Origin of the sequence: Polyangium sp. 6x1 (assembly GCF_029946515.1) — a bacterium.
GTDB lineage: Bacteria > Myxococcota_A > Polyangia > Polyangiales > Polyangiaceae > Polyangium.
In genome coordinates, this window is record NZ_JARZHH010000109.1 from 1 (window position 1) to 24,433 (window position 24,433).

Here is a 24,433-nt window from a genome sequence, read left to right on the forward strand (position 1 = left end):
GCCGCCGCGACCGCCGCGACCACCGCCGCCGCCGCCGTAGCCGCCGCCGCCGCCGCCGCCGTAGCCGCCACCGCCGCCGCCGCCGCCCGTGCGCGGGGGACGCTCTTGCGCCTCGTTGACCTTGAGCGCGCGCCCGTCGAGCATGAGCCCGTTGAGCTGAGAGATCGCGTTGAGGGCCTCGTGCGCGTTCCCCATCGTGACGAAGGCGAAGCCGCGGGGTTGCCCGGTCTCGCGATCGATCGGCATCGCGACCTCACGAACCGTGCCGGCCGCGGCAAAGGCGCTCTCGAGCGAGGCCTGCGTGGTGCTGTACGAGAGATTTCCGACGTAGAGACGATTTCCCATGGTGTTTTCTGTGGCTTCTCAAAGCGTCCAGGGGACGCCTTCACACCGACCGTTCGAAGAAGCCGCATCAAATGCGAACGGGGTGTGCTGAGACGCGCGAAGCACCCAACGTGGGAACGTCGCTCGCCGCGGCGCACGTTTGCGTCATCCAGTCTTCCGAGCGAGCCGCATTCTGGAAGAGGAGCGACGTGCCGAGAGCGAGCCAGAAACGTTTGCGTGTCGGCGAATGACTTACCTCGTCGGCCGACCTTTGGCAAGGTGAAAGATGCTCGTCGCCCAAGATCATCCGGAACGGCGTGCGTTCGCCCGAGCAGGCGGGCGAGACGGAAGAGCGCGGGCTGCGTGTCGAGAACTTCACAACACCCCCAATGCAGCCGGGCCCGCGCCCCTGCAGAACCCACGTCGCTTGCACGAAAATGCGACCGATCGATCCCATTCCACGCGCATGAAGCCGTATTTCGAGCCCGCATCACGCGCGAGCGACGGCGGGGCAGGGCTTGCCCCCGCTCAAGGCATTTGCCGCCGCCCCGAACCATGTCCCCACTCTCTTCTTCCTCGAGCTCGTCCTCGCGCCGTCAGGGCTCTTCGCCCTCGGGCTTCGGCGGCATCGACTTCTTGATCGCGTCGAAAAACTTCTCGTTCCGTCCGAGCTCATTCGAGACGGGGAAGCCGACGGTGGTGCCGTCGTCGAGGGTCAGGGTGATGATGCTGTCGGTGAGGAACGAGTCTTCCCGGTGCAGCTCGGCGTCGGCGATCTTGGCGAAGGGGACGATCGTCGCAGGCTTGTCGCCCGCCTCCTCGATATAGACGACGACCTTGCGATCGGAGACGAAGTAAAACCCATCGTCGATGTCGGTGAGCGCGTCAGAATAGAAAAATTTGATCGTCTCGTCGGGCTCGAGCAATCCGTGGCTCCGCACCTGGTCGAGGAAACGCCGCGGGATCTCGTTCGAGGCGTAGACCTTCGTGTCCGGACCGACGGTGCCGACGTACATCACAAAGCCCACCGTTCCGCCGCAGGACGCAAAGAGGACCCCAGCGAGAAGGATGAGGGGCAAAGGCCAGCCCTTGCGCGGAGGCGGCGCAGGCGGCGGCTGGGCCGGAGGCTGATACGGCTCGTAGTTCATGGGCGCGGCGATCCTACCCACCCGTGCCGGAAGATCCAACCTCACGGCATCTCGGAACCGTTTCGCTGGGGCGTTGCCCCAGACCCCACCGGGGCTGTCCGCCCCTGGACCCGGACCAGCGCAAGCGCTGGACTCGGGGTCGATGAACTGCGCGATGCGCAGTTCATCGAACGGCCGATTCAAGACCACGAGCGACCCTGCCAACCCAGACAGCAGCGCTGCTGGTTCAACCGGCAAGGGGATCCCACCGGCCTGTGGGAAGAACTGCGCATCGCGCAGTTCTTCCCCCTGAGGTCCAGGGCTGGCCCTGGTTCGGGTCGAGGGGCGAACAGCCCCCGCGGGGTGCGGGGCAGCGCCCCGGCGCGGCGGCGACCCCCGGGCGAGATTTTTTTCGGTGGGCGTGCCATCGCTTGGGGCTCGCGTTCCCAAAGAGGCGACACGGCAACCTCAACGATGGAGCGCCGCCGATGAACTTGCATCGACTTTCCCTTCTCACGTTCGTCACGTTTGCCTTTGCGTCTCTCAGCGTCGCTGGGTGCGACTCGCAGGTCGACCCGACCTACCAGGGTGAGCCTCTCGCCACCGTGCAGGGGTCCGTCGTCAATGACGGGAGTGCGGCCTCGGCGGCCGAGGTGGCCTTGATCTGGGCGCTTCCCCAGCAAAATCCGGATGGCCTCTTCGGGACCAACGCGGCCGTGAGCGGCCAGTTTCCTGCGAGCTTCACGCTGCCGATCTTCGCGCCTCCGCCTGATGCTGCGCTCATCACCGCGGAGGAGACGGGGGAGGACAAGGTCGGGCTGGCGCTCATCCTCGCGGTCGAGCCGGGCACGAGTGAAGGGGCGATCACGGGGTTCGAGCAAGTCGAGGCCAACATGCTCGGCATGAGCGAGGGCCACGTCCTCGTGTACGTCGACCATGAGCTCGCGCCGGGCAGCATCTGGGAGAGCCTCCTCGGGGGCCGGCCGTCGCCCGGGTACCACCTGATGGAGGTCGTTCGAAAGACTCCCGAGGAGAAGGCGGCGATCCAGACGTGCTACCAGACGCACAGCGACGCCCTCAACGGTTGCTATGACCAGTGCTCGCAGATGTCTTCCGACGACTACGACGCGTGCATCGAGGCGTGCGATGTGCAGCATCCGGAGCCGGACTGCGGCAGCGGGAAGGATACGTTCCGCGAGGCGCCGGGCGGGTTTGGCACCTCCATCGAGGTGCGCCTCGGCGAGCCGACGCAGGGCATCGACTGGTTCTGAGCGGGCGGCATGCTGGGACGGCAGAGCATCGAGCACGTTTATCGGGCGCACGGGCATTCGGTGCTTCGCCGCGCCGCGCGCCTCCTTGGCAACGAGGCTGACGCGCGCGAGGCGTTGCAGGAGGTCTTTGCCTCGCTCCTCGAGCGCCCCGAGCAGTTCCAGGGGACGAGCTCGCTCACGACGTGGCTCTACAGCGCCACGACGAACCTCTGCCTGAACAAGCTGCGTGATGGGAAGACGCGCTCGCGGATCCTGAACGAGCGCGTTGCGCCCGCCGGCGCCGAGGCTGTGCCGCCCTCGGCGGAGGCCAGCGCGCTCGTGCGCGACTTGCTCGCCAAGCTGCCCGAGGACCTCGCGACGGCCGCCGTCTACTACTACCTCGACGACATGACTCACGAGGAGATCGCCTCCGTCATGGGCTGCTCGCGCCGGCATGTCGGCCATTTGCTCGATCGGCTGAAGACGTGGGCCGCGTCCCACGAGGAGGGTGAAGCATGCGACCTGTCCTGACGCGATCGCGACCGGAGAGCTGTCTCTCCGATCTGCGCCTCGACCGCCTCGTCGCGGGCGAGCTCGATGCCGCGGCGGGGCGCGAGGCGCGCGCGCACCTCGAAGGCTGCGCTCGCTGCGCGGCGCGCCTCGCTGCGATCGAGGCAGGACGCGCCTCCTTCCTTGCCGATCCGCCTCTGCTGCCGGCCGCGCGCCCGTCGGCCGAGGCGCGGCGTCTCGCCCGCTGGGCCCCGCGGGTGGCCGTGGTGCTCGCTGCGGCCGCTGCATTCGCGTTCTGGTTCCGGGCGCGGCTCCCGGCTGGCGATCCGGACGAGCCCGGAACGCGGATCAAGGGCCACCCCCGCGTTGGCTTCTACGTGAAGCACGGCGCCGCGGTGACGCCCGGCGCGGCCGGCGAGATCGTTTCTCCCGGCGATACCCTCCAGTTCACGTACACGATGCAGCGTGACGACGCCTATTTCGCCCTGATCAGCGTCGACGGCGCGCGCAAGGCCAGCGTCTATTACCCCTCCGCGCCGCGGGCCGTGCGCATCCTGCGTGGAAGCGACGTGCCGCTCGACCAGAGCACGGTGCTCGACGCCGTCCTCGGCCCGGAGACGACGTACGCCCTCTTCTGCGACGATCCGATCGAGCTCGAGCCCTTGCGCGTCGCCTTCGAGGCCGCGCCGGACAGCCCGCCGATCCCCGCCGGCTGCGAGGTCGATCGTGTCTCCTTCGTCAAGCGGTCAGCCCCATGAAGGCACTCTGGATCCTCGGTGTTTTTCTCGCGATCCTGCTCGATCCCACCTTCGCTTGGGCGCGGATCGAGCGCTTCGCGGTGCTCATCGGCAACAACGCGGGCGCTCCGGGCGACGTCGAGCTGCGCTACGCCGAGTCCGACGCGGCCAGGGTTCACGAGGTGCTCAAGGACCTCGGCGGCTTCCCCCCGGCAAACATGGTGCTGCTCCGGGGCGAAGGCGCCGACACCGTCCGCGCCACGTTGATCGCAATGAACGATCGGATCCGCCAGGCAGCGGCCCCGGACGTCCAGATCATCGCCGTCGTCTATTACTCGGGGCACGCCGACGCGACGGCGCTGCACCTCGGCAAGACCACGCTCGATCTCGCACAGCTCGAGCAGCTCGTGCGCGGCTCGGCCGCGAGCTTCCGCGTCCTCGTCCTCGACGCCTGCCGCTCCGGCGCGCTCACGCGCGTGAAGGGAGGGAGCCCCGCTGCGCCCGTCGACATCCGCATCGACGGCCGCCTCGCAGGCGAGGGCGTCGTGTTTCTCACAGCAAGCTCGGCCAACGAGGACGCGCAGGAATCCGATGCCCTCAAAGGCTCGTTCTTCACGCATTACTTCGTCTCCGGCCTGATGGGCGCCGCGGACGACAATGGCGACGGCTTCGTCGAGCTGGAAGAGGCCTACGACCACGCCTACGACAACACCCTGCGCGCCTCGAGCCGCACGCTCGCGGGCACGCAGCACCCCACCTTCCGCTACGAGCTGCGCGGGCAAGGCAAGGTGCTGCTCACCTCGCTCCCAGCCGGAGCCTCCGGCCGCGCGACGCTGGAGCTGCCCGCAGGTCGATCGTACCTGCTCTTCGGAGGAAGCAACGCCGGCCCCGTGGTCGCCGAGGTCTCCGCGCGTGACGTCGCGCGGAAGATCAGCCTCAAGCCCGGGACCTATTTCGTACGCGGCCGCGACAAGGACTACCTCCTCGAGGGCTCGATCACGCTGAACGCCGGCCAAGCGATCACGCTGCGGGACGACGCGCTGACCCAGGTCGCCTACGCGCGGCTCGTGCGCAAGGGCCAGGCGCGCGCGGGCGCCGTGCACGGCCCGCAGGCCGGCTACCGCCTGCGCACGCCCTTCTGGAAAGGCGCATCGTCTTGCCACGGCATCTTCGCCGGCTACGCCATCGAAACCGAGCACCTCAGCGTCACGCCGCGGCTCGGCGCCTGCCGGGGCAGCTTCACCAACGACGTCCTCTCCGCCAACACCGACGAGCTCGACCTCTCGGTGCGCCTCGCGCACGCCTGGGATTTCCCCATCGTGAGCCTCGACCTCGGCATCTCCGCAGGGGCGGCGCTCCTGTACGAATCCTTCGTCACCCGCGGCGTGGCGCCCGCCCGCGCGAGCCTCGCCGGCCACGTGGGCGCAGGCCTCGCCGCCACATTCGATCTGCCCGCAGGCTTCTATCTCCTCGGCGAAGCGGCGGCGGAGACGTACTTCTTCCGCCAAGAGAACGCCGCGGATCCAAGGAGGAGCGATATCGCCGCCGCGTTCGCGATGCGGCTGCTCGGCGGCGCAGGCAAGCGTTTCTGAGAGAAGCCGTTTCGCTGGGGCTTTGCCCCAGGCCCCACCCGGGGCTGTCCGCCCCGGGACCCGGACCAGCGCCCGCGCTGGACCGAGGGTCGATGAACTGCGCGATGCGCAGTTCATCGAACAAGCCGAGGCAAGATCGGTGAGGGAGGCTGCCAACCGAGGCGGCTTCGATCGAGCGGTAAGCTCGTCCCAGGTCTGATCACGGGTCCGTGGGAGGTTGACGTCGATGGGCGCGAGGCGTGTGGGCACGTCTCCGAGGCGTGTGGGCACGTCTCCGAGGCGTGTGAGCGCAGGAAAATGACGCGTGGGCGGGGAGCAAAGGCGCGCGTGGGAGGCGGCAAGGCGCGCGCGCGTGAGGTCGAGACGCGCGTGCATGACGTGGAGCTCGTTCGGGCGTGTCTTGAAGGCGCGTGCACGCGACTTGGAGACGCGTGGGCACGAGGGGAAGGCGCGCGCACGCGACTTGGAGACGCGCGCACGCGACCCTGGAGACGCGCGCACGCGACCCTGGAGACGCGCGCACGCGACTTGGAGACGCGCTCAGGTGGGGTACGGCTTCGACGGGCAACGTTGTTCCTGGTCTTGCCACCGGCCTGTGGGAAGAACTGCGCATCGCGCAGTTCTTCCCCCTGAGGTCCAGGGCTGGCCCTGCAAAGAGGGGGCGGACAGCTTGAAAATCTTTCCCCGCATCGACTGCGCGAAGCGCAGTCGATGCCCAGAGGTCCAGGGCTGGCCCCGCAAAGAGGGGGGCGGACAGCTTGAAAATCTTTCCCCGCATCGACTGCGCGAAGCGCAGTCGATGCCCAGAGGTCCAGGGCTGGCCCTGGTTCGGGTCGAGGGGCGAACAGCCCCCGCGGGGCCCGGGGCAGAGCCCCGGCGCGGCGGCGCCAACTGGCGGCTAGCTGCTGTCGCGCGTGAGCTTCACGGCGTGCGCCACGGCTGTTTGCAGGTTCGAGCAGGTGACGATGCCGGACAGGTCGGCGCCGATGGAGATCAGCGTGCGCGCTACCTCGGGGCCGATGCCGCTCAGGATCATGCGCGTGCCGAGCAGGCGTACGGCTTGCGCGGCGCGCAGGAGGGCGCTGGCTACCTGCTCGTTGACTGCGACCACGCCGGTGATGTCGACGATTGCGACGCGGGCGCCGGTCTTGCTTGCGCCTGCGAGCAGGGTTGTGAGGACTCGCTCTGCGCGTTCGGTATCGATTGCGCCGATGAGTGGCATGACCATCACGTCGTCGCGGATGGGAATGAGGGGCGTGGAGAGCTCGGCCAGCCTTGCGCGTAATGCCTCCTCGGTGCGCAGCTTCTCGGTGATGTCGAGGATCTGCGAGATGAAATGGAGCGGCTCGCCGCGCCCGTCGCGCACCATGGAGACGTGCAGCTCGGCGTGAATGACTGCGCCGTCCCTGCGCACGTATCGCTTTTGCAGCTCGTACCGGGCGATCTCGCCTCGGAGCACGCGGCCGACGAGATCGAGGTCGCTCTGCAGGTCTTGTGGATGTGTGATGTCCTGGAAGCGCACCTTGACGAGGTCGTTGGGCGTGAAGCCGAGCAGCTCGCCGAGTGCGTGATTGGCGCGGATGAAGGAGCCATCGAGCCCGACGAGGGCCATCCCGATGGGGGCGCCGTCGACGGTCAGCCGGAAGCGCTCCGCTTCGAGGCGATGCCCATGCTCGGCAGCCTGGAGCTTGCCTTCCAGCTCGGCAATGCGCTGCTCCAGCGCGGCGCGCGTTGGGTCGAACAAAAGATGGTTGTCGGCCTCCGAGACCGTGATCGCATGCCGATACATGCACACCCCCCCTGGTGAACTGGCTCAGCATAGATCGAGAGTGAGGCGCTGCACAAGGTCTGAGCGCCTGAAATGCTGCTCGTTGGTTGCTTCTCTCAAGGGTTGGCGAGAGGGGCCGAAGCCGAGGACTTGTTTTCCTGGACCGAAGCTCGCGGGGCCGAGGCCCGCCGGTGGTGCCAATGATTTCAATGCATTGGCACGTGGGTGGGCGGCCCTCCCCACGCTCTCGTCCGCTCGCTCGCCCGCGCCCATGTTAAGCAACTGTTAGCGACGCACTCCGCCCGATGCGCCGGTGGTAGGCTGCGCCGATGATGCCCGTGGAGAGGACCTCGACCTCGATCGTGTTCATCGAGGACGACGAGAAGCTCGCGCGACTCACGGCGAGATACCTGGAGTCCCACAACGTCCGCGTCACGCTGGCGAGCGATCCTCGCGATGGCATCGCTGCCGTCTTGCGCGAGCACCCCGACGTCGTCTTGCTCGACCTCATGTTGCCCGAGATCGACGGCTTCGAGGTTTGCCAGCGCCTCCGCGCTCGCGTCCATACCCCGATCATCATGGTCACTGCGCGCGGAGAAGAGGCCGATCGCGTCATGGGCCTCGAAGGCGGCGCGGACGACTACCTTCCCAAACCGTTTTCCGCGCGCGAGCTGCTCGCGCGCATCCGGGCGCACGCGCGCCGCGCCCGGGGCCTCGCGGGTCCTCCGGCCGAGCGCCAGATCGTCGCCGGTTCCCTCACGATCGACCCCTGCGCGCGCAGGGCCGTCTTCGGCGGGGCGGATCTCGTGCTCACCACCTACGAGTTCGACCTCTTGCATGCCCTCGCCGAGCGGGCCGGGCGCGTGCTCACGCGCGAGCAGCTCGTGGATCTCGTGCGGGGCAGCGCGGACGAGGCCTTCGATCGTTCGATCGACGTCCACGTCTCGCACCTCCGAAAGAAGCTCGGCGACGACCCGAAGAACCCTCGGATCATCAAGACCGTGCGCGGCATCGGCTACGTGTTCGCGGTCGATCGGATGTGAGCCATGGCCTTCCGTGACCTCCTGCGCACGCGCCTGGCCCTCCGGATTTACCTCGTCGGGCTCGCGCAGTTCGCCGTGGTCGCGGCCGGCTTCCTTGCGCTCCTCGAGATGAATCGGCCGAAGGGGTTCCCCCACGAGCATCAGGTTCGTTTCCTTCACGAGGTGATTGCGCGCGAGATCGAGGACAGGCGCGAGGTCCAGAGCGTGCTCGAGCTCGCGCAGACCGAGATGCGCGCCACGGTCACCGTCCTCGATCCGGACGGCGCCGTCTTCGCGACGAACGCGCCCCCCGGGGCGCCCCGGTGTATGCCGTTCAGGCCGGGCAAGCCCCCGGACGAGCAGCATCCACCTTGTCACGTCAAACCCGTGCGTTTTCCCGACGGCCGCGACGGGCGTATCGAGCAGATTGCTCCGTTTCGAGGGCCGCCGGGGCCGCCGATCACCGGGCCTCGCCTGGTCGGGCTGGTCCTCGTGGTCGTGGGGATCTCGTCGTGGCTGCTCGCGCGCACGCTCACGCGGCCGCTGCGCCGGCTCTCGACTGCCGCGCGCGCGTTCGGCGGCGGGGAGCTGAAGGCCCGCGCCGCCTTGCCGAACCGCGACGAGCTCGGCGAGGTGTCGCGCGCGTTCGATGAAATGGCCGAGCGCGTGACCGAGCTCTTGCGGGCCGAACGGGAGCTGCTTGCGAACGTCTCGCACGAGCTGCGCACGCCGCTCTCGCGCATTCGAATGGCCCTGGCGCTCGTCGCCGAGGCGGAGGGCGACGTGGCGGTCGCGCGGGAGATGCTCGGCGAGATTGGCGGGGACCTCGACGAGCTCGAACGGCTCATTTCCGACGTGCTCACGGCCGCGCGGCTCGATTTCGAGGACGCGGCCTCGCACGCGGGCATTCCGCCGCTCCGCCGGGAGCGCGTGGACATGCACGATCTGCTCACGCACGCGGCGTCGCGGTTTCGCGCGGCGCACCCGCAGCGGGCGCTCGTGGTCGACGTGCCGGCGGAATTGCCCTCGGTGCACGCCGATCCCGTGCTCCTGCGGCGTGTCTTCGACAACCTGCTCGAGAATGCCCACAAGTACACGGAGAAGCCGACGGAGGCGGTGGAGCTCGTCGCGCGCGTGGGCAAGGAGATCACGGTCGAGGTCGTCGACAAGGGCGTCGGGATCGCGGCGGAGGACCTGCCGCGCGTATTTCGGCCGTTCTTCCGGGTCGACAAGAGCCGCACCCGCGCGACCGGGGGCCTCGGCTTGGGGCTGCCGCTCGCGAAGCGGATCGTCGACGCGCACGGCGGCGAGATCGAGCTCGTGAGCGCGCCGAACGAGGGCACCCGCGCGCGCGTGCGGCTCCCGATTGCGAATCTTCCGGCGGCTTAACACTGCGTTAACAGGAGCCTCGTATCCTCGCGGGCATGCGATACCGCCTCTCGTCGATCCTCCTCTTTCTATCGGCCTTCACGGGGTGCACCGCCGAGGATCCCGTGGAGGCGGTCTTCGATCCGGCCAAGCTCCACAAGGTCGAGATCACCGTCGCTTCGGCGTACCTCGACACGCTGGCGAGTGATCTCGACGAGCGCGTGCCTTGCGACATCACCTACGACGGCGAGCTCGTCGCGGGGTCCGGCATCCGTCAAAAGGGCAATACGCTCGTGGATCTCGACGACAAACCGAGCTTCTCCGTCAAGTTCGACGCGTTCGACGACCAGGCCAAGCTGTACGGGCTGAACAAGATCCTGCTGAACAGCTCGACGCAGGATCCCACGTTCCTGCGCGCGCGGCTCGGCTCGGATGTGCACCAGCGCGCCGGCATTCCCGCCGCGCGCGTCGTGCACGCGCAGCTCACGCTGAACGGCGTCGACAAGGGGATCTACGTGGTCGTCGAGGCCATCGATCAGGATTTTCTCCGACGCCACTTCGGCGAGGCCTTCGCCGACGGCAACCTGTACGAGGGCCCGTGCTGCGGCGATTTCGCGACCGACATCGAGCACATGGAGCTCGAGGACGAAAAAAAGGACGGCAGGACCCGGGACGATCTCCGCGCGCTCGCCGAGATCATCCAGGAGACGCCGGACGCGGAGCTCATTGCGGCGCTCGAGCAGCACCTCGATCTCGACCGGTTCATGAAGAGCTACGCCCTCGAAGCGCTGCTCGGCCACTGGGACGGCTTCGCGTTCCGGGCGAACAACCATTACATTTACCATGACCCCGGCACCGGGCTCTTCGTGTTCATGCCCCACGGGATGGATCGGATCCTCGAGGATCCGTCGTTCGACCTCGAGACGACGCCCGTGACCAAGCTGCCGCTGCGGATCCGCGCGCTCCCGGCGCTCGACATCGCGTTCCATACCGAGCTCGAAGCGCTCGCGCGGACCGCGTGGGACGAGACGTCCATGCAGGCCGTCATCAACCAGGCGGCCTCGGTGCTGCACACGGCGGGCGCGGGCGAGCAGACGAGCAAGGATCTCGCCGATTTCGACGAAAACGTCCCCGATCTCCGCAACATCGTGACCGTGCGCAGCGACGAGATCACCCCCACGCCCTGAACGCGAGGCGCGCCGTGGACAACATCATCGAGCGTTACGAATACAAATATCTGGTGCCGGAGCGACTCGTCCCGGCCGTCCGCGCCACCGCGCTCGCGACGTCGAAGATCGACAAGTACGCCGGGCCCGACGGGACGTATCGCATTCGCTCGCTTTATTTCGATACGGACCGCTACGACCTCTTCTGGGCGAACGAGCGGGAGCAGGCCGACCGATTCAAGCTCCGGGCGCGCAGTTATCCCGCGAGCAAGGAGAGCCCGGTCTTTCTGGAGGTCAAGCGGCGCGTGCTCGACGTCATCGTCAAGACGCGCGCCGCCATCCCCGCGGCCGCGTGGCGGGATGTCCTCGCCGGCAAGGAGTCCGCGCTCGCCGCGCTCTCCCCCGGCACGCGCTCGGGCGCGATGCGGTTCCTCGCGCCGTATCACCGGCATCACATCCACCCGGTGCTGCTCGTCGAATACGAGCGCGAGGCCTACATCAGCGAGATCGACTCCTACGCGCGGCTCACGTTCGACCGCAAGATCGCGGTGCAGCCGCAGGCGTCGGTCGATCTCGAAGCCGCCCCGGGGCAATGGCGGGTGATCGATCACCGGGCGCAGACGCGGACCGAGGAGCCGGTCTGCGTCCTCGAGCTCAAATTCGAGCGGCGCCCCCCGCGGTGGATGGTCGCGCTCGTGCAGCGGCTCGACCTGATCCGGTATTCGTTCTCGAAGTATTGTTATGGAGTGACCGCGGAGCTTTCGCTCCCGGAGGAGCGGATTCCCAGCTGATTCACTTCGCGGCGCGGGGGGCGGCCGTCGGGAGGCGGCCGCCGACGGCGCGCCGGAGCTCGGAGACGGCGGTGCGATAACGACGCACGAGGCCGAGGAGGCGGAGCTCGACCTTGACGCGCTGCGCGTCGACCGAGAGCGCCTCGATCACGTCGACGTTGCGGCCTTCGAGCGCTCGTTTCGACGCGGCGCCGGCCTGCGCGGATGCGGAGAACGCGCGGGACCGGAATGCGGTGACGAGGGCGCTCGCGGCCTCGACCTCGCGCAGGCGGGCGCGCACCTCGCGGGCGACCGTTTCGACCTCGCCGGCGAGGGCGCGCTGGGAGGAGGTCTTCGCCGCGCCCGCGGCGGCGGCGCCCGCGCGATTCGTGTCGAAGATCGGCAGCTCCACGCCGGCCTGGAACGTCCAGGCGAGGCCCGTCGTCGTGCCCGGCGTGGCCGGTGTGCCCGGCGTGAATTGGTACCCGAGCTCGACGAACGAGAACCACGGAAAACGCCGGGCGCGCTCGGCGTACGCGCGGGCGTCGGCCGCGTCGATCCGCGCGGCCGCAATGGCGACCTCGGGCCTCTGCCGGAGCGCCTCTTCGACGAGGACCCGCTCCGAAGGGAGGGCCGGCGGAGGCCACGCGAGCGGCGGCTCGCCGACGACCTCCACGGACGCGCCGGGTTCGAGCCCGACCCGATCGAGCAATTCGCCGAGCACCTCACGCCGACGCGCCTCTTGCTCGCTCAGATCCGATTCGGCCTCGACGGCCGCGAGCTCGGCCATGGCCTCGTCGATCGACGTCGCCTCTGCCGCGGCGAGGCGGGTCTTCATTTGCGCCGCGAGGTTTCTTCGCGCCTCGGCGACCGCGCGGGCCGCCGCGATCTCGGCGTCGATCAAGGCGACGTCGTCGAAGAGCCAGCGGACATCGGCCTCGATTGCGATCGCCTCCGCGCGCGCCTCGGCCTGCGCCTCCGCGTGCGCCGCGCGCGCCTCCGCGACGTCCGCATCGACCTCGCCCGGGCGGTCCGGCGAAAAACGGACCGCGGCGCGGATCTGCGGCTCGCCCGCGACGAATTGATCGAGCTGGATCTGCGAGATACGAAGCTCCGGGTTCTTGTATCGATCCGCCGCGGCGACGCCCGCTTCGGCCGTGGACGCGCCGGCTTCGAGCGCCGAGAGCCGCGCGCTGTTTTTCTTGGCCAGGGCGATCGCGTCGTCCACGGTGAGCACGCGTGGCGTCGCGTCGGGAGCGCTCGACGTGCGCCCCTCCGATTCTCGTCGCGTGGACTCGTCGTGGCGGAACGAGAGCGCCCCCCGGGGCCCGAGGCTCTCGCGATACATGGCAATCGCGCGCTCGGAGCCCGACGCTTGCAGCGGAGCGGTGCATCCTGCCAGCACCGGGAGCAGCGCCGCGGGGAGCAGGGCTGCGTAGCGTTTTACCGCGCCCACGGCACCTCCTCGAAGGAAGGGGTCTCGTTCCCTGCGTCGAAGACGACCATGAGCTTGCCGGCGGAGAGCGACGGCGCGATTCCTTCGGGCTTGAGCGCCCATTTGCGCACGAGGATCGGCGTGAGCGCTCCGGCCTCCGGCGCCTCGACGCGAAAGAGCGCGCCTGCGTCGCCGTCCGCCGTCGAGGGCGTCGCCGAAAGGGCGAGGGTTCCATCGGGCAAGAACAGGAGATCGGAAATGCCACCGGGCGTGGGTTTGCCCGCAAGATCCACGTCGACGCGGACGCGCGCCCAGAGCGAGGCGCCGGCCTTCGCGAGGGGCTGCGACGCGAAGAGCGCCGCCGGGGAGGCGATCCGCCAGATCATCGCATTCCCTTGCGGATCGAGGGGCGCCTTCAGGCCGAAGTAAAGCGCGCCCCCTCGAAACGCGAGGCCCTCGATGTCGAGCGCTCGGGTTCCATTCGGCAGGCCGAGCGTCGCCGCCTCGGAAGGATTCGCATCGAGCAGCTCGGCGAGGTGAATGGCCCCGTCGACGCGAAACCCCTGTCCGTCCTTTTGCAGGCGCAGGAGCGCCGTCCGCGCGGGCTTGCGTTTCCCCCGCTTGCTGTAGCTCTGCGACGAGAGAAGATAGATTTCGCCGGAATCGCCGGCCGCGATTCCCTCGACGTCCGAGAGCTCGTCCACGCCTTCCACGCGCACGGGCTCCGGGTCGATCGCGCCGTCCTTGGACATCGCAAACAGCCACGGCGTGCCCTCGTCGCCCTCGCGGCCCGTATCGTCGCTGACGACGAGATACCGCCCTTCGGCCCCGCGCGCGAGGAGCCCGGACGGCTCGAATCGCGTGCGCTTCGCGAGCGCCGGCGGCACCTTCATCGGGAGCGGGCTCGCCGCGAGGTTGTTCGACGGCGGGGCGGGAGGCGCCGCCGCGGCGGGGATCGAAGGCGGCGCGGCGGCCGGCTCGAATACGACATCGAACGCTTGTCCGGCCAGCACGTCCACGTGCTCTTCGAGCTCGACGGTGATTTCGCGCCCCCACATCGGGACCTTCGGCGCGACCCAGCAACGCGCGGGCAGCTCCGTGACGAGCGCGCCGAGCGCGACAGTTTTTCCTCGGAGCGGCGCGCCGCTCCGGCCGCGGATCCAGAGCCTCGCCGCGTCGCCCTCGCGGACGCCCAGGGACACGCGCTCCGGCACGCACGTGACCACACGCGCGCCCCCGCGGACGACGGTGATCACGGGATCTCCGGCCACGGCGACCTCGCCGGGCTGCTTCGTGATCGTCGCCACGCGCCCGGGCCGCGTCGCGCGGAGCACGTACCCGGCGCGCCTTTGCTTCAAGAGCTCGATGTTCCGCTCGGCGAAACGCACGTCCGCGGCGAGCTTCTCCGCGGTCGCGGAGCCTTCCTGCTTCGCCGCTTTGCGCCGCGTCTCGGCCGTCTGGATTTGCTTCGCGAGCAGCTTCAACGTCCGCGGCTTCTCCGCGGCGAGCGCCGCGGCCGCGGCGCGTTGCAGATCGACCTTGGCGAGCTCCTCGAAGACGACCTGCCGGTCCTCCACGAGCTGCTTCACCCGGGCCATTTCGCCGTCGAGCACCTTCGCCTCGGCGGACACCTGGAGGTGCTCCTCCCGTTGCTTCGCCGCTTCGCGCTCGAGGGACGCGAGGTCGGAATCGAGCTTTTGCAAGATCTCGGACTCCGCGGCGCGCACGTCCGCTTCGAGCCGGGTCTTCTCGGCCTCCGCGACGGCGATCTCGGCGTCGATCGCGGAGGTGTCGAGCTCCGCGACGATCTGCCCCGGTGTAACCTCGTCGCCGACACGCACGTGAATGGCGGCGACCTTGGTGATCTCGGTCGGCGCGATGGCCTCGGGTGTTGCCTCGGCGAACCCGACGACGTGCCCGCCGCGGTCGCTCCCGCAATGGAGCCCCGCTGCGGCGCCGAGGGTACCCACGAGGCAGAGCCCGGGCGCGAATCGCTGGAGGGCCGCTTGCAATCGATAGATGGGCTTCGATTTCATGGCTACAGATCCAGCGTCGGCTCCTGCAGCAGCAAGGCGACGTCCTGTACCCCCGGAATGGCCTTCAAGCTAGAAACGAGCGATGAGCGCAGATCCGGCGTGCGGACGCTGATCTGGTACGCGTGCTCCATGATCGTCCCCTGCGCCGCCTCGCGCAGCGTGACGAGCGCGAAGGAGCGGCAATGGGATCGCAAGATCTTCATGATGGCCTCCTCCGCCTCCGGCCCGGCGGGCGCGGCGAAGCGGAGGAGGCCGTCGGGCTGGTGGCGCGCTCCATACCCTGTGAAATGAAGCAGCACGAAGCCGACCGCGAAGATCATCGTGCCGAGGATCGCCGCGCCGTGCGCCTGGGCGCCGCTCGCCATCCCCACGCCGAGGGCCGCGAAGATGAAGATGATGTCACGCGGATCCCGCAGCGACGTGCGGAACCGGACCGCCGAGAGCCCGCCCGCCATGCCGATCCCCGCGGCGACGCTGCTGCCCACGGCGAGCATCAGCATGCACGTGATCACGCTGCCCATGGCCATTCCATGCACCGTGGACCGCGAGTACGAGAGGCCGCGGAAGGTCGCCATGTACACGACCGCGATGGCCTGACCCAGGCCGAAGGCGAGCAGGAGGGAGACGAGCGCCTTGCGCCATTCGAATGCATCTCCCTGGGTCAGCGGTTCGAGCCATTCCATCATGCAATCGTCCCTCGTGGCAATCGTGGGCGAGCGTCCTGTTCGATCACGGTCCGAGGTAAGCGGCCACGTCCGCGGGTCGCCCCTGCGCGTGGCCGATCACGGCGGTGAGGCCCTCGTCGAACGCGGCGGGCGACGCGAGGAACGTGTATCCCGGCTGCTCGCCCTCCGCGCCGACGACGTACGGCGCGATGAGGTCGTGGGCGGCCTTGAATCGCGCCTCCATGCTCGCGGCCTCGTAGTCCTTCTCGACCGCGAGCGCGACGTAGCCGCGGTATTTCTCGAGGTACACGGGGTCGTCGAGCAGGTACCGGATGAGCGGCCATTGCTCGGTGATCTCGGACATCGCGAGCGACATGGCCTGCCCGCCGAACCCTCCGCCGGCGTCGGCAGGGAACGCGAAGCTGTGGTCCCACGGGATCCACGTGAATTGCGCGTTCTTCGCCGGATCCGCGTACATGTAATAGTTGTGCGGCATGCGGCCGTACTGGTCCCAGTCCTCGATCACCGCGTTCAGCGCGAGCCAATGGAGGAACCCATCGACGTCGAGGCGAGCTTCGAGGCCGACGCGCCACGCGGCCGCGTCGGTCTTGTCGGCGTGCAGCGCGTCGAAGAGCGCTTGCGCGTCCGAGAAATCGGCCTCGTCCTCGTTGTTTTCTTTCCCGAGGGTCTCGGCGTTCCACGTCTGCCAGCGCGCGCCCTCGCCGTCGGGCTTGTAGAGGTTGCCCTTGTGGCCGCCGAAATGGGTGTCCATGAACGACTCGTCCGAGGGCAGCTCGATCCCGGTATAAAGCCCGAAGTACGTCGGGCCCTCGCCGTGATCGATGTACACGCGATAAAACGCCGTCGCGGGCGCCGGGATCCCCGCGTTCACGAAGACCTCGGTGCCGATCTTGTCGCGCAGGAGCGAGGGATCGTTCGCGGAGTTCGAGAAGCCCAGCGAATCGAATCCGTAGAACCGCTGGTTCTTCGTCTCCGGATAGGTGTCCTCGTACTTGTCCCAGTTGAAGCGCAGCGGCAGCTTCCACACGCCCTGCTGCCAGGACATCGCCAGGCTCGAATTGCCCTTGAAGCGGAGCCCGACGTGCTGCCAGCTCCGATCCTCGGTCTTGACGTCGCATTCGACGTAGATGGGCGTGCGCGGGAGCAGGTCGACGCCACCTTCGCCGCCCGGTCCGCCGGGGCCGCCGGGGCCGCCGGGGCCACCTGCCGGGAAGCAGAGCAGGGTGCCCATGGCGTCCGTGCACGTCCCCTGGGTCTCGACGCCATTCAGCGTGACCGTGCAGGCGTCGCCGGCCGCGAGGCCATTGCAAGCCTCGGCGAGCTCCGGCGGCGGTCCGCCTCCGCCCGGCCCGCCCGGCCCGCCCGGCCCGCCCATGCCTTCGCCGAACGTGCCGAGCATGTCGGTCATGTCGGCGACCATCGCCTCCCAGTTCTCGGGCGTGACGGTGATGTCGATGCGAGGAACCCGATCTTGCGGAAATGCAGCCGCATAATCGGGTTCCTCCTTGACCGTGCCGCCGCCTTCGCCGCCCTCGCCGCCGTTACCGCCGCCGCCTTCGCCGCCGCTGCCGCCCGCGCCGCTGCCGCCCGCGCCCGCGCCCGTCTCAGCGCTGGGATCGGAGCCACAGCCCTGAATCGCCATGGCCGTCAACGCCGCGAACGGCAGAACACAATGCAGGAACCGCATTTTCATCAGTCACTCCCCAAGTCCAAGGTTCGAGTCGACTGTATGTCGGGACTGCGGCGCAGGTGTTACAGGATCGTGTGCGATTGTTAAGCGGTCGAATCTCGCGGCGTGGGGAACGTCCGCGCTCACTCGCTCCCGCGGCCGGGGTAGGGGCGCGCTTGCTTGATGTAGAGCGTGGGCGTCTCCCCCGGGGCGGCCTCGTCGTCGAACTTGAATTCGATGTCCATCGCGTACCAGCCCTTGTTCCCCGCGGCCGGCCCATACGCGGGGGAGAAGCGCGCGTGAATGGCGTCGAGGGCCACGCCGAGCTGATGGATCTGCGCCGTCGTGAGGACGCGCTCGCCCTCCGCGAGCAAGCTCGAATGCGTGAGGTACGTGATCGGCTGGTTCGGCTGCGTGAAGTAGTAGAGGAACTGGTCGCTCGTCACGCCGGGCGGCGGGGCCACGACCTCCACATCGCCCCCATACTGGACGTTCACGTAAAACGCGGGATCGACCCCCGCCTCGTCGAACGGATTCGCCGTGACGGCCACGCCGTTCGCCTCCTCGTCCGGGAAGTTGTGGTGCACGAGCAGGGCCATCCCGATCGATTTGTGATCGATGCCGTAATAGGTGCGCTCCTCGAACGTGCGGAAGAGCCAGGCGCTCGCGTAGGTCTCGCGGATGGCGTCGAGCACGTCCGGCCAGTCGGTCGGATCGCCGGTGTGTGACTCGTAGCAGCCCGCGCAGGGGAACCCTTCGAGATCCTCGCTGTTCGTGCTCGTGCGGAAGCGCATCTTGTGCGTCCCGTAGTCGGCCGCGATCTTGTCCTTCAGGAGCGTCTGGAACGCGTCGTCGACAGGCGCCGCCTCCATCGCGTCGCGCAGAGCCTCGAGCTTCTGATCCCGGACGGCGGCGTCCGCCTGGAACGTGGGATCCGCGAGCAGCGCGTCGATCTGGTCGTAGAACCCGTTTTGCTTCATGAACTGGTCGTAGTAATAGACCGGGATCGCGAACGCCTTCTGGATCGGGACGTTGTCGGTCCTCGCGAGGATCGAGTAATGCGCCGCCTTTCCGCCGAACGCGAGCACCGATTTCTTGATCGCGTCCCGCAGCGACCCGCCGGCGGCCGGCTCGGGCGTCACGTCCTCGAGGTCCCACAGGCCCGTGACCGAAAGATCGAGCGTCGGGAGCACGACCGGCTCGGGTTTGTGCGCGTCCCAGTACGCCTCGGCCTCCTCCAGCGTCACCTCGCGGACGCCCCACGTGGAGGCGCCCACCGTGAGCTCGACCAATTTGCCCTCGAGGGCCCGCAACGTGGGGTTCGTCATGGCATGACGGAGCCCCATGTTCGGCGTGCCGCGGTTCTGCGAGAGCACATTGACGTGCGAGAGCGGTGTCTGGAATTCTTCCGTGACGAGGCCCTGGACGACGGAGATGTCGTTCGGCGCCTCGTCGAGCACCACGATGTCCTCGTGGGAGACGTACTCGTCCTCGAGATCCGCGGCCTTCAGGAAGCGCAAGCGCCCGATCGAGGTGCCGAGCGAGAGCGGCTGATAATCGATGGCCGCGTAGAGCTCGTCCGTGGTCTTCACCGGGACGTCGGCCCCGAGTTTGTCCGCCTCCACGGTCACCGCGTCCGACGTCGGGTGGAAAAAGAGGTTTCCCCCGAAGTAGGCCGATTTCGCGACCGTCTTGTAGAGCGTCGTGATCATGGCCGCCGACGCGGTGTCGTACGGGGCGATCTCGAGCGCCCAGACCTTCGGGCCTTCGTAGTACGTGACGGCGCCGAGCAAGAAGCGGCGGTCGGGCGTGTAATACTCGGTCGCGTTGAAGCTCGACAGCTCGGGCACGAGCGGGAGGCCATTGCCCGAGAGGTGCGTCGAGGCGAATTCGTAGTGGATCTTGTAGGTGACGCTGTTCTGGAAGTAGAGCGCGTTTTCGTCGGCCTGGTCGAGGACGACCTTGACCGAGCGCGCGCCCGGTAGATCGGCGCGGAGGGGCTCCGAGGCGAGCGCCTGGAAATCCCCGTCGCAGCCGACCACCTGCAAGAACTCCGGAGATTCGCTGCCGCTCGGGAGCTGGCATTCGAAGACGGGGCCGGCCGGCGCCGCGGTGTCGCTGCACGCCACAGGCAGCGCGGCGATGGACAAAACGAGACCCAGCGCCGGGACGGCGCGTTTGTGCAAGGACATGTTTTCCTCCTGAAGAAAGCCGAAGTCGAGGCGCGAGCGTCAGGGGACCAGCGAGAAGCAATAGAAGCCGCCGTATCCCCCGCCAGAGCCCACGGTGACCGAGCCCGGCAGCGGCCCGCCCATTTCGATGAGGTTCACGCCCGGCGCGCAGCCGGACTCGGTGAGCGACGACATCCAGTTCGCCATGCTCCCATCCCCGCCGCCCGGCCCCGGGCCGCCGCCCCCGCCGAACCGCGGCCACGAATGCCCGACGCGCGGCTTGCCTTCGCTCGCCAGGTCGCCGAGGTTGCTCGTCCAGTCCTTGCACGTCGCGGTCGCGGCGTAGAGCGTGCCCTGCGCGTTCGTCCCGGTGAGCATGTCGTGGTTGTCGACCTCGCCCTGGTTCGGATCGGGCTGGTGGTTCGGGACGCCGTCCTCGTTCGGGAAATCATTGATGATCGCCGCGTCGGCGCCCGCGGGGCGCTCCTTCAGGAGATCGGTCTTGTTCGCCGCGAGCAGTCGTCCGAGCCGGTCGTACCAGGGGCCCTCGCCGATGCGATCCTTCGCGTCGACCTGCTGCCCGTCCTCGCCCGCGGCGGCGCTCAAGAACGCGCGCCACGGCTTTTGCCCCGCGCCCGGCATGCTCTTTTCGGCGATCGTCGCGCAGATCTTGTCGGCGCCGCGGAGCCCGGAGCCCGGGCCCGTCTCGCCGAAGCGGAGATCGCCGCCGAACCCCTCGGGATTGCCCGAGAGCTCCTGCAAGGCGCGCAGGCTCGTCACGAAGAAGCTGAATTTCTCCGTGGTGCCGCCGCCGCCGGCGCCCGCGTCGCCGCCGCTGCCGCCATTGCCTCCGCCATTGCCGGAGCCGCCGTCGCCGCTCGATCCGCCGGTGCCAGCCGCGCCGCCCGCGCCGCCGCTGCCGCCCGACGCGGAGGACGCGCTGCTGCTGGAGCCGCCGTTCCCGAGGCCGAGATCACCACTACTGCTGCCACAACCCACGACAAACGAGAGCGCCACGCCGCCCAAGAGGGGCAGCGCAAATCGGTGTGCGTTCATGACAAGCTCCTTTCTAGAGCTCGCTGGATTCGTTCCAGCTCATTCCTCGGATGCGCGGCATCCGGAGGAAATTCATTTGCATGTGAGATCGGCCTGGCAAATCTGACCACTCGGGCAATCCACGTCGCTCGTGCACGACGTGAGCCCGGGGATCTGCACGGCCTCTTCAATCGACGACGTGAGGACGAGGTCGATGCGGCCTTCCTTGATGGTCGTCGAGCCCGTCGATTTTCGAGCGACGACGATCGAGGGGTACCCGGCGACGCCGAGGTCGAGGAGTTTTGTCAGGAGCGCAGCGGAGATCTCGAGCGAACCGGTGTCCTCTGCGTCGCACTCGATCATCCCCTTCGTGCCGCCATGATGGCTGATGTCGAGTTTTACGTACACGCGAGAGCTGCCAGCCTTCGTGGGCGGCGTCCACGCGAGCGAGACGGGTTTGCCCGATTCGAGCGTGAGCTTGTCGCCGGCGAGCGCGAGCGGAGCAATGCCGGTGGCTTCGAGCGCGAAGGCGCTGAAATAATCGCCGCTCGCCTGGAACGTGATGACGTCTCCCTCCGCGAACGCAGGGTAGGGGAGTTTTACGTTTGCAGGCGGCTGATAGGCGTTCACCACGGGATCCATGCTGAAGCCATTCTCGCCGGCTTCCGTGTGCAGGCCCTTCACCGTGATCGTCCCGGCGCTGTGCGCGAGCGGGTAATCCTTGCAGGTATCGTCCTCCACGCAGGCGGCGCTGCCTCCACAAGGGGTATTACAAAAAGGGACACGAGGCGTGGAGAGCTTGCAGGCGCCCTCCTTGGCGGCCTCCTCCCAGATGATCTGCGAGAGCGTGGGCCCGTCGTAGACCTTTCCGAGCACCGCCGTGCTCCCCGGCGTCGCCGGCGTATTCTCGGTCGCGGCCACCGGCGCGACGAGGCGCACCTGGAAGGAGCCGACGAGGATGGAGGAATCGCCGGGCTCGACATCCGGCGGACCTCCGCCCTCGCCGCCCTGGCCGCCGCCTCCCGAGGTGCTCCCGTCCGAGGTCGAGCAGGCGAGGAGGGGCAAACACAAGAGCCCGGCGAGGGCCGCAGCGGCGTGCTTCGTTCGAGGTTTCTTCCGCGGATCTCGTGGCAAGCCAAGCACAAGCGTCGTCATGTGACGACAGTGCGCCGATCCGGTGAACGTGTTGTTGTGTTTGCGTTAGCGATTGTTAACGCTTCGTCCCGGCGACCTGCGCCAGAGCTCGAGTCCGCCTCACAACGGACGCATGCGCGTGCGCACGAGAAAGTTCTGCACCGCCTCGATCGGATCCCCCGTCGCCCGCGCCCATTCCTGCTTCCACGCCTCGAGCTCGGGCCGGAACGACTCGTGATAACGAAGCACGAAGCAGAGCGGCCGGAGATCGCCGCGCTTCGCGAGCTCGGGCAAGAGCAAGAGATCGGGGTCGATCGTGCTCCGCGTGGTGGCTTCGTCGTTCTGGAGAAGCTCGGTGATGACCTGGGTCATTCGCGTGATCGCCTCGAGCTCGCAGGCATAACGCGACATGTCCGACGTACCCTTCTCGGCCCACGTGGCCGCATAGGCCATCCACGCCGCGGCCGTGGCCGGCGTGGCCGACGGGTCGACCGTGATGGTCTTCGTCCGGAAATCCGGCGTGGCCGCCGGGCGCAGGCGAAAGCGGCGCATGGCGACGCCGCCGCCGGCGAGCAGCCGATCCAGCATCAGCCACGCCGACCAGTACCGCGGATTCGCCGCGATCGCGCCGTAGATCGCGCGCCACATGGACGGGATGTCCTTCGCGTCGAGGCATGCGTCCGCGAGGAACTTGAAGGCTTGCGGATCGAGCGGATCGAGCTCGGTCGCGCGGCGGAAGTAGGACACGGCCTCGGGGAGGCGCTTCTGGTTGTAAATGGCGTTGCCGAGGTACTTGTGCGCGGTCGCGTCGGTGGGATCGACCTTCGTCGCGTACGCGAAGAACCGCTCGGCCTCGCTGAACCTGAGCGCCATGAAATGCTGGTTGCCCGCGGCGAGGAGCTCGGCGACCTCGGGGCGGTGGTTTCGCCTCACCGCGCAGAGGACCGCGGCGACCTTTTGAAGCCCGTCGCGCGCCATCGGAAAGGTCCAGTCGAGCGTGAGCGCGTCGAGCAGCACCCGCTCGGTCCGCGCGACGGCAGGCCCGAACGACGCGTCGTCGAAGCCGAGAGCCGCGTCGAGCATCCGCCGCCCCGCCTCGCCGAGGGTGGCCGCGCAGGCTCGATCCACCTCGATCGCCTGTTCGGCGAGGGCAAAGGCCTCGCGCGGCCTCTTCGCCGCGATCTCGCGCGCGGCCTCGTCGAGGCGCGCGCGCGCCGGTGCACTGGGCTGTCCGCCTTGGCTCGTCATGGGGCAGCACTTTACACGTTCGCGCCTCCGCTCTGCTCTTTTCGACGCCCCCGGGGCCGTCGCTCGGGCTTGCGGCGTCCGCATCATTACCTGTACCGTCCGCTTTCATGAGATATCTCTCCCTCGCGGCCCTCAAGGTCGCGTTCGCGGATCTATTCGGGGAACGTCATGCGGCGCTGCTCCTGTCCGGCGCGGGCAAGACGTACGAGCCCATTCTCCTCGCGAAGAAGCAGCAGATCGACGCGCTGCCGGGCGCCCTGACGGGGGGCAAGCCGCTCGCCGAAGCGATCGCGGAGGCCGACGACGTGCACGACGGCTTCGGCGCGGCCATCTGGCACATGACGGAGGCGTACGGGCGCTGGCCCAAGGCCCCGGCGCATGTGCGGGCCGCGATCGAGCGGGTGCGGGCGGCGTTCATTCCGGAGCTCGACGACCTGCGGGCGAGCTACGTCGAGGAGGCACACGCGGCCTTCCAGCACCGCAAGCAGATCGAGGCGCTGAAGGCCGACTTGCAGCTCATTCCCATCGCGGAGGGGCAGACGCTCCTCGACTGGGCCGAGGGGTACGCGGCGGCCGCCGAGCAGATCGGCGCGCTGCTCAGCCAGCGGGCCGACGCGGACACGGACGCACGTCGGGACGCCGGCCGGATCCGGACGGCGACGCTGGCGGTGCTGGGTCGATTCCGGGGCGCGCTGGGGGACGAGGTGGCCGCGAACCCGGCCCTGCCGAGGGACCTGGACGCGCAGGTGTTCGCGCTCTTCGATCAGCTGAACCAGATGCGCGCAGACGCACTGGCGGGAAAGAAGGCCTCCGCCGGCGAGCCCGGAGCCCCCGAGACGCCCTGACGATCACCCCCGGGGCCTGTCGGCAGAGCGGAGGCGAGGTCGGCATGCTGTCGGCGACCTGTCGGCAGGGGATCGGGGGCAAGACGCTCATCCCGATGGCCTGTCGGCAGAGCGTCGGGGGCAAGACGATCATCCCGATGGCCTGTCGACAGGGCGTCGGGGTGATCGGCTTGCTGGGCGGGGTCGTGTCGGCAGGGCGGCGGGGGCATCGCCATCCTCGCGTCGCGCTGACGGCAGGACGGCGGGAGGGTCGCGTTCATCCGCGCGCCGTGTCGACAGGGCTTGGGCGGGATGGTCGGCGCAGGAAGACCGGGGCGCTGCCCCGGACCCCGCGGGGGCTGTTCGCCCCTCGACCCGAACCAGGGCCAGCCCTGGACCTCAGGGGGAAGAACTGCGCGATGCGCAGTTCTTCCCACAGGCCGGTGGTACCGCCTCGCCGGTTGAAACGGCAGCGCTGCCGTCTTGGCTGGCAGGGTCGCTTGTGGTCTTGCATCGGCTGTTCGATGAACTGCGCATTGCGCAGTTCATCGACCACGAGTC

The 24,433-nt window shown here is 68.6% G+C and carries 20 protein-coding genes; 9 read left to right on the top strand and 11 right to left on the bottom strand.

Features of this window, described 5'->3' with window-relative positions:
• Both QHF85_RS46565 and QHF85_RS46570 read right to left on the bottom strand, forming a co-directional pair.
• Nucleotides 1-345, bottom strand: a 345-nt coding sequence (locus QHF85_RS46565) for an RNA-binding protein (RefSeq protein ID WP_281333983.1), incomplete at its 3' end; no start/stop codon positions are given.
• Between the two features lie 575 nt (nt 346-920).
• On the bottom strand, nt 921-1,472 hold the full coding sequence (locus tag QHF85_RS46570; protein WP_281333984.1) for a hypothetical protein: 552 nt from the start codon (nt 1,470-1,472) through the stop codon (nt 921-923).
• 467 nt (nt 1,473-1,939) lie between these two features.
• On the opposite strand from QHF85_RS46570, the gene QHF85_RS46575 reads away from it, so the two are divergent.
• Genes QHF85_RS46575 through QHF85_RS46590 form a run of 4 tightly spaced genes read left to right on the top strand, consistent with a single transcriptional unit; the run spans nt 1,940 to nt 5,540 of the window.
• Nucleotides 1,940-2,722 (top strand): hypothetical protein, encoded by a 783-nt coding sequence (locus QHF85_RS46575; RefSeq protein WP_281333985.1) that lies wholly within the window; start codon nt 1,940-1,942, stop codon nt 2,720-2,722.
• Nucleotides 2,723-2,731: 9 nt separating this feature from the next.
• Nucleotides 2,732-3,232: an RNA polymerase sigma factor gene (locus QHF85_RS46580; protein ID WP_281333986.1), complete on the top strand. Its 501-nt coding sequence runs from the start codon at nt 2,732-2,734 to the stop codon at nt 3,230-3,232.
• Nucleotides 3,217-3,969 carry a DUF4384 domain-containing protein gene (locus QHF85_RS46585; RefSeq protein WP_281333987.1) on the top strand — a complete coding sequence of 251 codons (753 nt, stop codon included), beginning with the start codon at nt 3,217-3,219 and terminating at the stop codon, nt 3,967-3,969. The genes QHF85_RS46580 and QHF85_RS46585 overlap by 16 nt, the downstream gene beginning before the upstream one ends.
• On the top strand, nt 3,966-5,540 hold the full coding sequence (locus QHF85_RS46590; RefSeq protein WP_281333988.1) for a caspase family protein: 1,575 nt from the start codon (nt 3,966-3,968) through the stop codon (nt 5,538-5,540). Before QHF85_RS46585 ends, QHF85_RS46590 begins: the two co-directional genes overlap by 4 nt.
• An 898-nt stretch (nt 5,541-6,438) precedes the next feature.
• Here the strand turns inward: QHF85_RS46590 and QHF85_RS46595 are convergent.
• On the bottom strand, nt 6,439-7,329 hold the full coding sequence (locus tag QHF85_RS46595; protein WP_281333989.1) for a PAS domain S-box protein: 891 nt from the start codon (nt 7,327-7,329) through the stop codon (nt 6,439-6,441).
• Between the two features lie 308 nt (nt 7,330-7,637).
• On the opposite strand from QHF85_RS46595, the gene QHF85_RS46600 reads away from it, so the two are divergent.
• From QHF85_RS46600 to QHF85_RS46615, 4 genes are read left to right on the top strand one after another with little or no spacing between them, the layout of a single operon-like run.
• Nucleotides 7,638-8,351, top strand: a complete 714-nt coding sequence (locus QHF85_RS46600; protein ID WP_281333990.1) for a response regulator transcription factor — start codon at nt 7,638-7,640, stop codon at nt 8,349-8,351.
• Nucleotides 8,352-8,354: 3 nt separating this feature from the next.
• On the top strand, nt 8,355-9,719 hold the full coding sequence (locus QHF85_RS46605) for a HAMP domain-containing sensor histidine kinase (RefSeq protein WP_281333991.1): 1,365 nt from the start codon (nt 8,355-8,357) through the stop codon (nt 9,717-9,719).
• Between the two features lie 35 nt (nt 9,720-9,754).
• Nucleotides 9,755-10,885, top strand: coding sequence for a CotH kinase family protein (locus tag QHF85_RS46610; RefSeq protein WP_281333992.1), 1,131 nt, complete (start codon nt 9,755-9,757; stop codon nt 10,883-10,885).
• Between the two features lie 14 nt (nt 10,886-10,899).
• Nucleotides 10,900-11,655, top strand: a complete 756-nt coding sequence (locus QHF85_RS46615; RefSeq protein WP_281333993.1) for a polyphosphate polymerase domain-containing protein — start codon at nt 10,900-10,902, stop codon at nt 11,653-11,655.
• 1 nt (nt 11,656) lies between these two features.
• Here QHF85_RS46615 and QHF85_RS46620 read toward each other — a convergent pair whose 3' ends face one another.
• The 8 genes from QHF85_RS46620 to QHF85_RS46655 all read right to left on the bottom strand — a co-directional run bounded on the left by QHF85_RS46620 (nt 11,657) and on the right by QHF85_RS46655 (nt 23,048).
• On the bottom strand, nt 11,657-13,090 hold the full coding sequence (locus tag QHF85_RS46620; RefSeq protein WP_281333994.1) for a TolC family protein: 1,434 nt from the start codon (nt 13,088-13,090) through the stop codon (nt 11,657-11,659).
• A complete protein-coding gene (locus QHF85_RS46625) occupies nt 13,078-15,105 on the bottom strand; it encodes an esterase-like activity of phytase family protein (RefSeq protein ID WP_281333995.1) in 2,028 nt (675 codons plus the stop codon). The genes QHF85_RS46620 and QHF85_RS46625 overlap by 13 nt, the downstream gene beginning before the upstream one ends.
• Nucleotides 15,106-15,107: 2 nt before the next feature.
• The gene (locus QHF85_RS46630) at nt 15,108-15,791 is read right to left on the bottom strand and encodes a DUF4956 domain-containing protein (RefSeq protein ID WP_281333996.1); all 684 of its coding nucleotides are present in this window, start codon (nt 15,789-15,791) and stop codon (nt 15,108-15,110) included.
• Nucleotides 15,792-15,834: 43 nt separating this feature from the next.
• The gene (locus QHF85_RS46635) at nt 15,835-17,484 is read right to left on the bottom strand and encodes a CotH kinase family protein (protein ID WP_281333997.1); all 1,650 of its coding nucleotides are present in this window, start codon (nt 17,482-17,484) and stop codon (nt 15,835-15,837) included.
• A 119-nt stretch (nt 17,485-17,603) separates the two neighbouring features.
• Nucleotides 17,604-19,652: a PEP/pyruvate-binding domain-containing protein gene (locus tag QHF85_RS46640; protein WP_281333998.1), complete on the bottom strand. Its 2,049-nt coding sequence runs from the start codon at nt 19,650-19,652 to the stop codon at nt 17,604-17,606.
• Between the two features lie 39 nt (nt 19,653-19,691).
• Nucleotides 19,692-20,687 carry a hypothetical protein gene (locus QHF85_RS46645; protein ID WP_281333999.1) on the bottom strand — a complete coding sequence of 332 codons (996 nt, stop codon included), beginning with the start codon at nt 20,685-20,687 and terminating at the stop codon, nt 19,692-19,694.
• A gap of 72 nt (nt 20,688-20,759) precedes the next feature.
• A complete protein-coding gene (locus QHF85_RS46650) occupies nt 20,760-21,821 on the bottom strand; it encodes a hypothetical protein (protein WP_281334000.1) in 1,062 nt (353 codons plus the stop codon).
• Nucleotides 21,822-21,920: 99 nt separating this feature from the next.
• Nucleotides 21,921-23,048, bottom strand: a complete 1,128-nt coding sequence (locus QHF85_RS46655; RefSeq protein ID WP_281334001.1) for a tetratricopeptide repeat protein — start codon at nt 23,046-23,048, stop codon at nt 21,921-21,923.
• Nucleotides 23,049-23,155: 107 nt separating this feature from the next.
• Between QHF85_RS46655 and QHF85_RS46660 the strand changes: the two genes are divergently transcribed.
• Nucleotides 23,156-23,893: a hypothetical protein gene (locus QHF85_RS46660; RefSeq protein ID WP_281334002.1), complete on the top strand. Its 738-nt coding sequence runs from the start codon at nt 23,156-23,158 to the stop codon at nt 23,891-23,893.
• Nucleotides 23,894-24,433: the final 540 nt, after the last annotated feature.